The 13,157-nt window shown below is 69.4% G+C and carries 12 protein-coding genes; 7 read left to right on the top strand and 5 right to left on the bottom strand.

The window, feature by feature from the left end; all coding sequences use genetic code 11:
• The first annotated feature begins 162 nt into the window (after positions 1 to 162).
• Together aroQ and VV867_RS05280 are read left to right on the top strand one after the other, a co-directional pair.
• Entirely contained in the window at positions 163 to 603 is a 441-nt protein-coding gene (gene aroQ, locus VV867_RS05285; protein ID WP_328565798.1) for a type II 3-dehydroquinate dehydratase, read from the top strand.
• Positions 604 to 607: 4 nt separating this feature from the next.
• Positions 608 to 1,459, top strand: a complete 852-nt coding sequence (locus VV867_RS05280; RefSeq protein ID WP_328565797.1) for a shikimate dehydrogenase — start codon at positions 608 to 610, stop codon at positions 1,457 to 1,459.
• 407 nt (positions 1,460 to 1,866) lie between these two features.
• Here the strand turns inward: VV867_RS05280 and VV867_RS05275 are convergent, their stop codons facing one another.
• Both VV867_RS05275 and VV867_RS05270 read right to left on the bottom strand, forming a co-directional pair.
• Positions 1,867 to 2,610, bottom strand: a complete 744-nt coding sequence (locus tag VV867_RS05275; RefSeq protein ID WP_328565796.1) for a sulfite exporter TauE/SafE family protein — start codon at positions 2,608 to 2,610, stop codon at positions 1,867 to 1,869.
• Between the two features lie 83 nt (positions 2,611 to 2,693).
• A complete protein-coding gene (locus VV867_RS05270; protein WP_328565795.1) occupies positions 2,694 to 3,464 on the bottom strand; it encodes an IclR family transcriptional regulator domain-containing protein in 771 nt (256 codons plus the stop codon).
• A gap of 150 nt (positions 3,465 to 3,614) precedes the next feature.
• Between VV867_RS05270 and VV867_RS05265 the strand changes: the two genes are divergently transcribed.
• From VV867_RS05265 to VV867_RS05250, 4 genes are all read left to right on the top strand, one after another.
• The gene (locus VV867_RS05265) at positions 3,615 to 4,430 is read left to right on the top strand and encodes a shikimate dehydrogenase family protein (RefSeq protein ID WP_328565794.1); all 816 of its coding nucleotides are present in this window, start codon (positions 3,615 to 3,617) and stop codon (positions 4,428 to 4,430) included.
• Positions 4,427 to 6,157, top strand: coding sequence for an FAD-dependent oxidoreductase (locus tag VV867_RS05260; protein ID WP_328565793.1), 1,731 nt, complete (start codon positions 4,427 to 4,429; stop codon positions 6,155 to 6,157). Before VV867_RS05265 ends, VV867_RS05260 begins: the two co-directional genes overlap by 4 nt.
• A gap of 2 nt (positions 6,158 to 6,159) precedes the next feature.
• Positions 6,160 to 6,480 (top strand): NIPSNAP family protein, encoded by a 321-nt coding sequence (locus VV867_RS05255; RefSeq protein WP_328565792.1) that lies wholly within the window; start codon positions 6,160 to 6,162, stop codon positions 6,478 to 6,480.
• A 62-nt stretch (positions 6,481 to 6,542) separates the two neighbouring features.
• Positions 6,543 to 8,270: an FAD-dependent oxidoreductase gene (locus VV867_RS05250; RefSeq protein ID WP_328565843.1), complete on the top strand. Its 1,728-nt coding sequence runs from the start codon at positions 6,543 to 6,545 to the stop codon at positions 8,268 to 8,270.
• On the opposite strand, the gene VV867_RS05245 is transcribed toward VV867_RS05250, so the two are convergent.
• Both VV867_RS05245 and quiC read right to left on the bottom strand, forming a co-directional pair.
• Complete coding sequence (locus tag VV867_RS05245; RefSeq protein WP_328565791.1) at positions 8,212 to 8,880, bottom strand: TetR family transcriptional regulator; 669 nt, start codon at positions 8,878 to 8,880, stop codon at positions 8,212 to 8,214. The genes VV867_RS05250 and VV867_RS05245 overlap by 59 nt on opposite strands.
• Positions 8,881 to 8,970: 90 nt before the next feature.
• On the bottom strand, positions 8,971 to 10,881 hold the full coding sequence (gene quiC, locus VV867_RS05240) for a 3-dehydroshikimate dehydratase QuiC (RefSeq protein WP_328565790.1): 1,911 nt from the start codon (positions 10,879 to 10,881) through the stop codon (positions 8,971 to 8,973).
• Positions 10,882 to 11,391: 510 nt separating this feature from the next.
• Between quiC and VV867_RS05235 the strand changes: the two genes are divergently transcribed.
• On the top strand, positions 11,392 to 12,768 hold the full coding sequence (locus tag VV867_RS05235) for an MFS transporter (protein ID WP_328565789.1): 1,377 nt from the start codon (positions 11,392 to 11,394) through the stop codon (positions 12,766 to 12,768).
• Between the two features lie 60 nt (positions 12,769 to 12,828).
• Here VV867_RS05235 and VV867_RS05230 read toward each other — a convergent pair whose 3' ends face one another.
• Complete coding sequence (locus VV867_RS05230) at positions 12,829 to 13,152, bottom strand: helix-turn-helix domain-containing transcriptional regulator (protein ID WP_275629875.1); 324 nt, start codon at positions 13,150 to 13,152, stop codon at positions 12,829 to 12,831.
• Between the last annotated feature and the right edge of the window lie 5 nt (positions 13,153 to 13,157).

Here is a 13,157-nt window from a genome sequence, read left to right as displayed (position 1 = left end):
AGCAGTCGCCCGGCCCGGTCCAGAAGCCGCGCCGGGCCTTGCTGCGCCCGGCTTACAGGGCTTTTGACAGGCGTCGCGGGGGGCGATTGACGAAAGTAACTGTTTAGTACATTTTCTGATGACCGCACTCCAGCGGCGACAAGACCTACAAGAGACACCCGCATGCCCCTCCCGATCCTGATCCTCAACGGCCCCAACCTGAACCTGCTCGGCACCCGCGAACCGGCCACCTACGGCTACGAGACGCTGGCCGACGTCGAGGCGCTGTGCCACGCCCGCGCCGACGAACTGGGCCTGCAGGTGGACTTCAAGCAGACCAACCACGAGGGCCATCTGATCGACTGGATCCACGAGGCCCGCGGCCGTTGCGCCGGCATCGTCATCAACCCGGCGGCCTGGACGCACACCTCGGTGGCCATCCGCGACGCCCTCGCCGCCGTGGAGCTGCCGGTGATCGAGGTGCACCTGTCCAACGTGCACAAGCGCGAGGAATTCCGCCACCACTCCTTCGTCTCGGGCATCGCCGTGGGCGTGCTGGCCGGCTTCGGCAGCAACGGCTATCGCCTGGCCCTCGACCACTTCGCCCACCTGCTGCGGGGTTGACGCCATGAGCCAGAAAGCCTCCATCCTCGCCGGCCTGATCGGCGCCGGCATCCAGGCCTCGCGCACCCCCGCCCTGCACGAGCGCGAAGGCGACGCCCAGGGCCTGCGCTACCTGTACCGGCTGATCGACCTGGACCAGTTGAAGCTGAACCTGGACGCCCTGCCCGAAGTGCTCGACGGCGCCCAGCGCCTGGGCTTCACCGGGCTGAACATCACCTTCCCGTGCAAGCAGGCGATCATCCCGCTGCTGGACGAGCTGTCCGAGGAAGCGCGCGGCATCGGCGCGGTGAACACCGTGGTGCTGAAGGACGGCAAGCGCATCGGCCACAACACCGACTGCCTGGGCTTCGCCGAAGGTTTCCGGCGTGGCCTGGCGGACGTGAAGCGCAACCGCGTGGTGCAACTGGGCGCCGGCGGCGCCGGCGCGGCGGTGGCCCACGCGCTGCTCAGCGAAGGCGTCGAGCAGCTGAGCATCTTCGAGGTGGACGCGAGCCGCGCCCAGGCCCTGGTGGACAACCTCAACACCCACTTCGGCAACGGCCGTGCCCTGGTCTGCGAAGACCTGCCGGCCGCCATGGCGGTGGCCGACGGCCTGGTCAACACCACCCCGGTGGGCATGGCCAAGCTGCCCGGCACGCCGCTGCCGGTGGAACTGCTGCGCGCCGAGCTGTGGGTGGCGGAGATCATCTACTTCCCGCTGGAAACCGAACTGCTGCGCCACGCCCGCAGCCTCGGCTGCCGCACCCTCGACGGCGGCACCATGGCGGTGTTCCAGGCGGTGAAGGCCTTCGAACTCTTCAGCGGCCGCCCGGCCGATGCGCAGCGCATGCAGGCCCACTTCCGCAGCCTGGATTGAGCGTAGGGCGTATAACCGTTCGCGGTTATACGCCGCTACACCTAGCGGAGCCCTGTTCTACAGCCAGCGGGCGCTCGACCGTGGTCAGGCGGCGGATAACGCGGAGCGTTATTCGCCCTACGCTCCTTGGGTCCATGGTGTTTGCGTTGAAGAGTGCCCTCTCCCTAACCCTCGGCTGCGCGCCCCGCCCTGAAGGGAGAGGGGACCGTTGGGCAGAGTTGGATGTCATGGTGTTAGCCGGCAATCTCGGCGATATCAGGCTGAAACCATCACTTATCTCGGCACGGACTAGCCCCCTCTCCCTTCAGGGAGAGGGCTGGGGAGAGGGTTGCGGACTCCACCCCAGCTCCGGAGTCAAACCTGACGCCATTGTTCGCGAGCAAGCTCGCTCCTACGAAAAACGCCCCCTACCCCCGCCAGTTCTCCCATAGCAGCTGCACCCCAGTCGCCAGCAGCCCCAGCCGCGCGATGCGGTAGAACCACAGGTGGTTGACCTTGTCCTGCAGCCAGATGCCCAGCCACACGCCCAGCACCACGATGGGTGCCAGCAGCAGGCTGGTGCCCAGGTTGTGCCAGGTGAACTGGCCGAGCAGCGCGTAGGGCACCAGCTTGATGGCGTTGGTCAGCAGGAAGAAGCAGTTCACCGTGGCGATGTAGCGCACCTTCTCCAGTTGCTGCGGCAGCAGGTACATCATCACCGGCGGGCCGCCGGCGTGGGCGACGAAGCTGGTGAAGCCGGCGATGCCCGAGAGCACCACGCCCTTCCCCAACGCTGCCGGCTTCGGCTGGGCCGCGGCGCGGGCCACCAGGGCGTTGAGCAGCACGAAGGCGATGGCGATGCCGCCGATCAGCAGGGCGATGAAGCGCTCGCTGAGCAGGCCGAAGCTCAGCGCGCCCACCGCCACGCCCAGCAGCGCGCCGGGCAGCATGATCTTCAGGTTGCGCACGTCCCACTTGCCGTAGAAGCGGCGCAGGCCGGTGACGTCGGCCATGCAGAGGATCGGCAGCATCAGCGCGGCGGCCTGGGTCGGCGGCATGGCCAGGGCCATCAGCGGCACGGCGATGCCGCCCAGGGCGCCGCCGAAGCCGCCCTTGGAGACGCCGGTGAGCAGCACGGCGGGGATCGCCACCAGGAGGAATTCGAGAGTCATCGTGGAACTCGTCGGCAAGCGGAGCCGCCGATTATGCCGCGTCAGCGCGTCTGCGCCAGGCCTTTGGGGCGATCAGCGCCCGCTCAGTCCAGCACCGGGCGCAGCAGCGCCTGGGCCTCGTACAGCGCCGGCAGGTAGCGCAGGCGCATCTCGTCCAGGCCCAGGCGCGAGGCGTGGGTGGTGATCGCCAGGCTGGCGCGCAGGCGCCCGCTGCGGTCCGGCAGCGGCACGCCGATCACGCGCATGCCGATCTCGTATTCCTGGTCCACCAGGCAGTAGCCCTGCTGGGCGACCTTGGCTATCTCAGCCTTCAATGCCGCCAGGTCCGTCAGCGTATAGGGCGTCAGCGCCCGTGGCGGGTTGCGCTCGAAGTAGGCATCCAGCGCCTGCTCATCCAGCGCCGCCAGCCACAGGCGGCCGCTGGCGGTGCAGTACATGGGCACCCGCGAGCCGGGGCGGATCGACAGCGAGGCGATGTGACTGTAGCGGCTGCGCACCACGTGGACGATCTCGTCGCCGTCGCGGGTGCCCACCGAGACGTGCTCCTGGGTCTGCCGCGCCACCTGCTCGACGATCGGCCGCAGCATGCGCGGCAGCTGCGCCGAGTCCACGTAGGCCTGGCCGATGCGCAGGGCCTTGGGCGTCAGCCAGTAGTGGCGGCTGTCGGTCTCGGCGAAGCCCTCGTGCACCAGGGTCAGCAGGAAGCGCCGCGCGGCACTGGGCGTGAGGCCCGACAGGCGCGCCGCCTCGGGCACGCTCAGGCGCGGGCGCTCGGCGCTGAACAGCTGCATCAGCGCCAGGCCCTTCTGCAGGCCGGCGATCAGGTCGCGGGGGTGGACGCCGGGGGTTTCCAAGGTGTGGGCTCCAGGTAATTCGGCCGAATATTGCGATTATCGCATTGCCACTGCGAATAACGCACTAAAGCGCCGTCAATCGCATTGAGCGCAAGAGCCCGCCGCCGCACCCTGGCCAGCAGAACAACGCCAAGAACCCTGGAGGTCAGCATGATTCGTGGTTCGACCGAACTGGTCGCCATCGTCGGTACGCCCATCGCTCAGGTGAAGTCGCCGGAGAATTTCAACACCTGGTTCGCCCACAACGGCCAGGACCTCGCGATGATCGCCATCGACCTGGGCGCCGATGTCCTGGATGCCTTCGTCGCCACCCTGCGTGGCTGGCACAACCTGCGCGGCTGCGTGGTCACCGTGCCCTACAAGCAGGCCCTGGCGCCGCGCCTGGACGGCCTGAGCGCCCGCGCCGAGGCGCTGGGCTCGGTCAACGTGATCCGCCGCGAGCGCGACGGCCGCCTGCTGGGCGACAACGTCGACGGCGCCGGCTTCCTCAACGCCGCCCGACGCCATGGCCTGCAACCCGCCGGCAAACGCGCGCTGGTGGTCGGCGCCGGCGGCGTCGGCAGCGCCATCGCCTATGCGCTGTGCGAAGCCGGCATCGGCGAGCTGCGGCTGCGCGACCTCGACCAGGTCCGCGCCGACGCGCTGGCCGAACGCCTGGGCGCCCTCTTCCCGGACGTGCGCATCGGCGCCGGCGGCGATGACATCGCCAGCCTCGACCTGCTGGTCAACGCCTCCCCCGTGGGCATGGGCGGCACCGGCGAGCTGCCGCTGCCGGGCATGCTGCTCGACGGTCTGCAGGCCCACACCCTGGTGGCCGACGTGGTCACCAAGCCCGAGATCACCCCGCTGCTGGAGCGCGCCCGCGAGGCCGGCTGCCGCATCCAGACCGGCGCCGAGATGGCCTTCGCGCAACTGGGCAACCTGGGCGCCTTCATGGGCGTCACCCCGCTGGAGATCCAGCCATGACCAGCCTCAACGCCCCGGCCTGGAGCCACGAGTGCGATGTGCTGGTGCTGGGCAGCGGCGCCGCCGGTTTCGCCGCCGCGGCCACCGCCGCCTGCCAGGGCCTGCGCGTGCTGATGCTGGAGAAGGCCGAGAACTTCGGCGGCACCTCGGCCATCTCCGGCGGCGCGGTGTGGATCTACGGCACCGACCAGGCCCGCGCGGCCGGAGCGAAGGATTCCGAGCAAGCCATGCGCACCTACCTGCAGCGCACCATCGGCCGGGGCTACAAGCCCGAGCTGGTGGACAGCTTCATCGGCAACGGCCACGCGGCGCTGCGCTGGCTGGAGGCCAACACCGAGCTGCGCTACGCCCTGCGCCCGCATTCGCCGGACTACTACCCCGACGAGGAAGGCGGCACCGAGTTCGGCCGCGCGCTGGAGATGGTCGAGTACGACGGCCGCCGCCTGGGCGAGCGCTTCCGCGACCTGCGCATGCCGCCGCCGGGCATGCTGCTGTTCGGCGGCATGATGGTCAACCGCGTCGACATCCAGCACTTCCTCAGCTTCCGCCGCTCGCCGAAGTCGCTCTGGCACTGCCTCAGGCTGCTGGTCCGCTACGGCATCGACCGCCTCGGGCACCACCGCGGCACGCGCCTGACCACCGGCAATGCGCTGATCGCGCGCCTGGCCACCACGGCTTTCGACAAGGGCGTGGAGCTGTGGCTGAACAGCGAGGCGCAGCAACTGCTCGTCGAGAACGGTGCCGTGGTGGGCGCGCAGGTGCTGCACGAAGGCCGCATCGAGCGCATCCGCGTGCATGGCGGGGTGGTCTGCGCCATGGGCGGTTTCGCCGCCGGCAAGCTGGCCGAACGCTTCCGCCCGGCCAGCAACACCGGGCACCTGAGCATGTCGCCGGAATGCAACGACGGCGCCGCCCTGCGCCTGGGCGAAGGCGTGGGCGCGGCGGCCGGCGAAGGGTTGGCGGCGAACTTCTTCTGGGCGCCGGTCTCCGAACTGCGCCACGCCGACGGCAGCCGCGAGCGCTTCCCGCACCTGGTCACCGACCGCGCCAAGCCGGGCGTCATCGCGGTGAACCGGGCGGGCGAGCGCTTCGTCAACGAATCCAACTCCTACCACCACTTCGTGCAGAGCATGTTCGCCACGGGCAACACCGAGTGCTGGCTGGTCTGCGACGCCACCGCCATGAACCGCTACGGCCTGGGACTGGCGCGGCCGAAACCGGTCGACAACAGCGCGCTGATCGAGGCCGGCTACCTGCACCGCGCCGAGACCCAGGAAGCCCTGGCCCGCGCCATCGGCGTGGACGTCGGCGGCCTGCGCCAGACCCTGGAGCGCTTCAACGCCAACGCGCGCAACGGCGTCGACCCGGACTTCGCCAAGGGCGGCAACAGCTACAACCGCTACATGGGTGACCCGGACCACCGCCCCAACCCCTGCCTGGCGCCGCTGGAAAAGGCGCCCTACTACGCCATCCGCCTCCACACCGGCGACCTCGGCTCGGCCCGCGGGCTGGTCACCGACGGCCAGGCGCGGGTGCTCGACGCGGCCGGCCGGCCCATCCCCGGCCTCTACGCCGCCGGCAACGACATGAACTCGCTGATGGACGGCACCTACCCCGGCCCCGGCATCACCCTCGGCCCCGGCCTGACCTTCGCCTGGCTGGCCGCCAGGCATATCGCCGCGCGCCTCGCCACGCCGGCCTCGAAACAAGCAACCCTGGAGCACTGACGATGTACTACGAACTGCGCACCTACAGCATCGACCCGCTGAAACTGGCCGACTGGCTGGCCCTCTACCACAGCCACGCCTACGCGGTGCAGACCGAGCACCTGGGCAAGCTGGTGGGCTTCTTCACCACCGAGTTCGGCGAATGCAGCCAGGTGGTGCACCTGTGGGCCTACGAGAGCCTGGACGAGCGCATGCAGCGCCGCGCCAGCATGGCCGCCGACCCGCGCTGGGCCGAGTTCGGCAAGCGCAACAGGGAACTGGGCGCGGTGCTCAAGCTGGAATCGCGGCTGATGAAGCCCACCGGCTTCTCCCCGCTGCAGTGATGGCCCCAGCGCGCGGAGCCGTCCGCGCGCCCCATGACGACAAGAGAAACCCCATGCCCACCTTGCAACCCCTCGACTGCGACCTGCTGGTGGTCGGCTCTGGCGCCGCCGGCCTGGCCGCCGCGGTCACTGCCGCACACCACGGCCTGCGCGTGGTCGTCGCGGAAAAAGCAGCGCAACTCGGCGGAACCAGCGCCTGGTCCGGCGGCTGGCTGTGGATCCCGCGCAACCCGCTGGCCATCGCCGAAGGCCGCATCGAGCCGGAGGATGCGCCGGAGCGTTACCTGAAGGCCCAGGTCCATGCCGAGCAGCTGGACGAGCGCCAGGCCGCCTTCCTGCGCCACGGCCCGGAAATGGTCGACTTCTTCCAGCGCCATACCGCCGTGCAGTTCTTCTCCGGCACCCGCATGCCGGACATGCGCGACGGCGAAGGCGCCGCCGCCGGCGGCCGCTCGCTGTGCGCCCTGCCCTACGACGGCCGCGAACTCGGCCCCTGGCTGCGCCACCTGCGCGAGCCGCTGGACGTCGTCAGCCTGGCCGGCATGGGCATCGCCGGCGGCGCCGACCTGGCCAACTTCCTCGACGCCACCCGCTCGCCCAGGGCCGCGCTCTACGTGCTCAAGCGCATCGCCCGGCATTGGTACGGGCGCCTGCGCCACGGGCGCGGCACGCAACTGGTCAACGGCAACGCCCTGGTGGCCCGCCTGCTGCGCAGCGCGCTGGACCTGAAGGTGCAACTGCTGACGCAAACACCGATCCGCGAACTGCTCCACGAAGGCGGCCAGGTCACCGGCGCCCGCAGCGACACCCTGGAAATCCGCGCCCGCCGTGGCGTGGTCCTGGCCTGCGGCGGCTTCCCCCACGACCGCGCGCGCATCGCCCAGCTGATGCCCCACGCCCCGGACGGCTGGCAGCACCGCTCCGCCGCGCCGCCGCAGAACAGCGGCGACGGCCTGCGCCTGGGCGAAGCCATCGGCGCCCGGGTGGCCACCGACCTGGCACACGCCGGCGCCTGGGTGCCGGTGTCGCTGGTGCCGCGCCGCGACGGCAGCGTCGGCCACTTCCCGCACCTGGTCGAACGGGCCAAGCCCGGCTTTCTCTGCGTGCGCCGCGACGGCCGGCGCTTCGCCAACGAGGCCGACTGCTACCACGACTTCATGAACGCCCTGTTCGCCGCCACGCCGGCGGGCGAGCCCCACGAGGCCTGGCTGATCGCCGACGCCCGGGCACGGCGGCGCTACGGCATCGGCTGGGTGAAGCCCTTCCCCTTTCCGGACCTGCCCTACGAGCGCCGCGGCTACCTGGTGAAGGCCCGCAGCCTGGCGCAGCTGGCGGCGCGCTGCGGCATCGACGCCGCGCAGTTGCAGGCGACGGTGAAGCGCTTCAACGAACACGCCACCCTCGGCGAGGACGCGGACTTCCAGCGCGGCCGCTCGGCCTACAACAAGGCCCAGGGCGAGGCGCGGCAGCGGCCCAACCCTTCGCTGCGGCCCCTGGGGAAAGGCCCCTTCTATGCGGTGAAGCTGTTGCCCGGCAGCCTCGGCACCTTCGCCGGGCTGCGCACCGATGCCCGCGCGCGGGTGCTGGACGGCAGCGGCGCGGCCATCGGGGGGCTGTACGCGGTGGGCAACGACATGGCCAGCGTGATGGCCGGCCACTACCCCAGCGGCGGCATCACCCTGGGGCCGGGCATGACCTTCGGCTACCTCGCCGGCCTGGAGCTGGCCGGGCTCAGCGCTGGATGTAGCGCAGCACCGCCTCGCAGATCATCTGCTTGTGGCGTTGCTTGACCTGCTCGTCGGTCAGGTCGATCTGGAAGATTTCGCCGAAGGTGTGCCGGTTGGAGATGCGGTAGAAGCAGAAGGAGCTGATGAACAGGTGCAGGTCCAGCGGGTCGATGCCGTCGCGGAACAGCCCCTGTTCGGCGCCGTGGCGGAGGATCTCGGCCAGCGACAGCAGCATGTTGTTGCTCATCGAGCGGATCGCCGAGGACTTCTTCACGTACTCGCCGTGGTGGATGTTCTCGATGCTGACGATGCGCACGAAGTCGACGTTGCGGTCGTGGTGGTCGAAGGCGAACTCCACGGTGCGGCGGATCGCCTCCAGTGGCGCGAGCTCCGCCAGGTGCAGCTTGTCCTCGGTGTTGCGGATGTCGCCGTAGAGCTTCTCCAGGACTTCGACGTAGAGCTGCTCCTTGCTGCCGAAGTAGTAGTAGATCATGCGCTTGGAGGTGTGCGTGCGCTCGGCGATGGCGTCCACCCGGGCGCCGGACAGGCCCTGCTGGACGAACTCGGCGATGGCCGCCTGGAGGATGCCCTCGCGGGTCTTTTCGGGATTGTTCTTGCGCCCCTTGCCGCGCACTTCCGTGACGCAGTCCAGGGGTTCGGCGAGATTCGGCATGGTTGGCTCACTGCCCTTTGGAATCCGCCGATTATGGGCCGTGGCGCGCGGCGGGGGAAGGCACCGCGCGCCTGCCCCCGCCGCTGCCCCTCAGAGCTTGGGCTTGCGCGCCGCGCCGCTGCGCGCCTGGGCCATGGCGGCCAGGCGCACTGCGACGTTGGCCGCGCCGTAGCCGACGTAGCCATTCCTGCGCTGGAGGATCTCGAAGAAGAAACGTCCCTCGAACGGCTCGGTGTACACGTGGAACAGCTCGCCGCCCTGGGCATCGCGGTCGTAGAGCACGTTGAAGTAGGCCAGCTCGCTGAGGAACTCGTCGTCGAAGTCGAAGCGCGCCGCCAGGTCGTCATAGTAGTTCAGCGGGATGTCCAGCAGCGGCACCCCGGCCTCCTTGGCGCGGGTGACCTCGGCGAAGATGTCCTCGCAGGCGAAGGCGATGTGGTGCACGCCCGAGCCGCGGTAGCTGGACAGCGCGTAGGAAATGGCGGTGTTGCGGTTCTCCGAGATGTTCAGCGGCAGGCGCAGGCTGCCGCAGCGGCTGCGGAGGGCGCGGCTCTTCACCAGGCCGTAGGGGTCGGGCAGGACCACCTCGTCGTCGGCCTCGAAGTCGAACAACGCCTTGTAGAACAGCACCCAACTGTCCAGGCTGTCGGCCGGCAGCGCCATGGCCATGTGGTCGATGCGCTGCAGGTTGCCGCTGGCCTGCGCCTGGGCGTCGAGGCGGAAGTCGCTGTCGTAGATGGTCTGCCCCGGCTCGCCCTGCTCCACCAGGTAGATCAGGCTGCCGTCGGGGGCGCGCACCGCGGGGACTTCGCGCTCGTTGGGGCCGACCAGGCCGCGGAATGGCTGGCCCCTGAAGGCCTGGGCGCGCTCCAGGGCGCGGTTGCCGTCGCGCACCCGCAGCGCGGTGGCGCACAGCGAGGGGCCGTGGGCCTCGAAGAAGTTGTGGGCGAAGGAGTACGGCTCGGCGTTGAGCACTATGTTGATGTCGCCCTGGCGCAGCAGGCTCACCGCCTTGGAGCGGTGCTCGCCGGCGCGGGCGAAGCCGAGTTTCTCCAGCCAGCCGCCCAGGCGCGCGCCGAGGTTCTCGTCCACGGCGAACTCGAGGAACTCGATGCCGTCGTAGCGGCTGGCCGGCGGCGGCGCGAAGAGGATGCCGGGGTCGCCGGCGGGCGCGGCGTCCTGCTCCAGCAGGCGGCGCGTCTTCTCCTCCAGGTAGAGCAGCGAGCGCAGGCCGTCGGCGGCGTTGGAGCGGGTCGGCGCGGCGCGGAAGCCGTCGTTGAAGATCTCCAGCGACAGCGGGCCCTTGTAGCCGCTGCGCAGGATGGGCGCGAGGAAGCCCGCCAGGTCGAACTCGCCCTGGCCGGGGAAGCAGCGGAAGTGCCGGCTCCACTCCAGCACGTCCATGGCCAGTATCGGCGCGTCGGCCATCTGCACGAAGAAGATCTTCTCGCCGGGGATGTCGGCGATGCCGCGGGGGTCGCCCTTGATCGACAGGGTGTGGAAGCTGTCCAGCAGTACGCCCAGGGCCGGGTGGTCGGCGGCCTTCACCAGGTCCCAGACCTGCTGCCAGGTGTTGACGTGGCGGCCCCAGGCCAGGGCCTCGTAGCCGATGCGCAGGCCGCGCTTGCCGGCGCGCTCGGCCAGCTCGCGGAGGTCGTCGACGAGGATGTCGCGCTCGCCCAGGGAATCGGCGGCGGTGTTGCTGCACACCAGCACCAGGTCGGTGCCCAGTTCCTGCATCAGGTCGAACTTGCGCTCGGCGCGCTCCAGGTTGCGCCCCAGGCGGTCGCGGCGGCAGCCCTCGAAGTCGCGGAAGGGCTGGAACAGGGTGATCGCAAGCCCCAGGTCGGCGCACATCTGGCGCACGTCGCGGGGGCTGCCGTCGTAGTACAGGAGGTCGTTTTCGAAGATCTCCACGCCGTCGAAGCCGGCGGCGGCGATGGCTTCGAGTTTCTCGGGCAGGGTACCGCTCAGGGAGACGGTGGCGATCGAGCGCTGCATGCTGGGGCTCCTGTGCTGCTGGCTTCTGCGAGCCATGGCCTGGCCGCCGGCTGTCGGCGACCTTCGGAAATAGCGCCAGCCGTGGGACGCACGGCTGGTCATTGGATTATTCGCAGGGTATTTTCCAGCGGCAAGGCAAATTGTACGAACCAGTTAGTTTTGTGTTCGATCACCGAACAAAAGGCCGATCAGCGAATTGACGGTTTTTCGTCCAGTGGCCGACCATGGATTCACCGCGACACACCAGGGCCATGCCTCCCCTGGCCCGCGAGACGCCTTGCCCCATAACAATTTCAACAAAGAGTCCCTGCCCATGTTGACTGCACGCCCCCTCACCGCCGCCGTCTCCAGCCCACCACGAACGCCGGCTCGCCCGCTGCCCTGAGCCGCGTAGCCGAGCGCGACAGGCCCCCGCGAAGACTTCCAGTGCCCCGACCCGACCTGCGCACCACGCCCTGCGGCGCGGCGGCGGCGGGCAGGCACCGACTACAACAAGAAACGGAGACAACGATGGCAACTCCCTCCAGCTCCCAAGCCAAGAAAGCCACCGCCAGCGGTTGGATCGGCTCGGCTCTCGAGTACTACGACTTCTTCATCTACGCCCAGGCCGCGGCCCTGATCTTCCCGCAGCTGTTCTTCCCCTCCGCCGACCCGAAGATGGCCATCGTCGCGTCGCTTGCGACCTACGGCGTGGGCTACCTGGCCCGCCCGGTCGGCGCCTTCTTCCTCGGCCACTGGGGTGACACCCGCGGGCGCAAGAACGTGCTGCTGCTGTGCATGTTCATGATGGGCCTGTCGACCATGGCCGTGGGCCTGCTGCCGACCTACCACGACGTCGGCTTCCTCGCCCCGGCGCTGCTGGTGGTGCTGCGCCTGGTGCAGGGCTTCGCCGTGGCCGGGGAAATCTCCGGGGCCAGCTCGATGATCCTCGAACACGCCCCCTTCGGCCGCCGCGGCTACTTCGCCAGCTACACCCTGCAAGGCGTGCAGGCCGGCCAGGTGATGGCCGCCGCGGTGTTCCTGCCGCTGGCCTACTTCATGCCCAACGACGCCTTCAACGCCTGGGGCTGGCGGATTCCCTTCCTGCTCAGCGCCGTGGTGCTGATCGCCGGCCTGATCATCCGCCGCGAGGTGCACGAGACCCCGGCCTTCGTCAACGAGGAAGCCAGGCAGCAGGTGGCCAGGTCGCCGATCGCCGAGGCCTTCCGCAACAGCTGGAAGCAGATGCTGCTGGTCATGGTCATGTCGCTGATGAACGTGATCCCGGTGGTGGCCACCATCTTCGGCGCGGCCTACGCGGTGCAGCCGGCCTACGGCATCGGCTTCGACAAGAGCGTGTACCTGTGGATCCCGGTGGTGGGCAACATAGTCGCGGTGCTGGCCATTCCCTTCGTCGGCAACCTCTCCGACCGCATCGGCCGCCGCCCGACGCTGATCGTCGGCGCCCTGGGCTCGGGCCTGCTCGCCTTCGGCTACCTGTACGCCATCAGCATCCAGAACGTGCCGCTGGCCTTCCTCATGTCGCTGCTGATGTGGGGCCTGGTGTACCAGGGCTACAACGCGGTGTTCCCGTCCTTCTACCCGGAGCTGTTCCAGACCCGCTACCGCGTCTCGGCCATGGCCATCGCGCAGAACATCGGTACCATGCTCACCGCCATGCTGCCGGCGCTGTTCGCCGCCGTCGCCCCGCCCGGCTCGGACAACATCCCGTGGGTGATCGGCAGCCTGGCCTTCCTCATCACCTGCCTGTGCGCCTTCGCCGCCTACCTGGCCCCGGAAACCCACCGTCTGCCGATGGAAGACCTGGGAAAGCCTGACGCCAAGCCGCTGGAAAAAGCCGAGTACGACAATGCGCGGCAGAACAGCCTGCGGGTGGCCAGCCACTGAACAGGTAATGCCCGAGAATGAAAAAAGGCCCCGACAGGGGCCTTCTTTCTTGGAACGGCATCAGGCGACATGCACCGCCCGCACCTGGATTTCCACCCCCAGGGTGCGGCGCAGGGCATCGAAGATCGCCGCCAGGTTGTCCATGCCCGGGTTGCCCGAGGCCGACAGCATGCGATGCAGGCTCTTGCTCGGCTTCTCGGTTTCGACCGCCAGGCGCTCGAAGCCCAGGGTGGCGTTGACCAGGTCGCGGAGGATCAGGCGCGCGGCGTCCGGCTCGCCGTTGAGGAACAGCGAAGCGGCCTCGTCGAGCAGCGCGGTGGCGAATGCCGGTTCACGCTGTACCCGCGCGACGACGGTCTGTTTGAAATCCCTGGTCAGTGCCATTGGAA

The sequence above is a fragment of the Pseudomonas sp. JH-2 genome, assembly GCF_036231725.1.
Taxonomy (GTDB): domain Bacteria; phylum Pseudomonadota; class Gammaproteobacteria; order Pseudomonadales; family Pseudomonadaceae; genus Pseudomonas; species Pseudomonas delhiensis.
The sequence above is the reverse complement of the archived record's forward strand: the minus strand, read 5'-3'. Positions and strand labels throughout refer to the sequence as shown.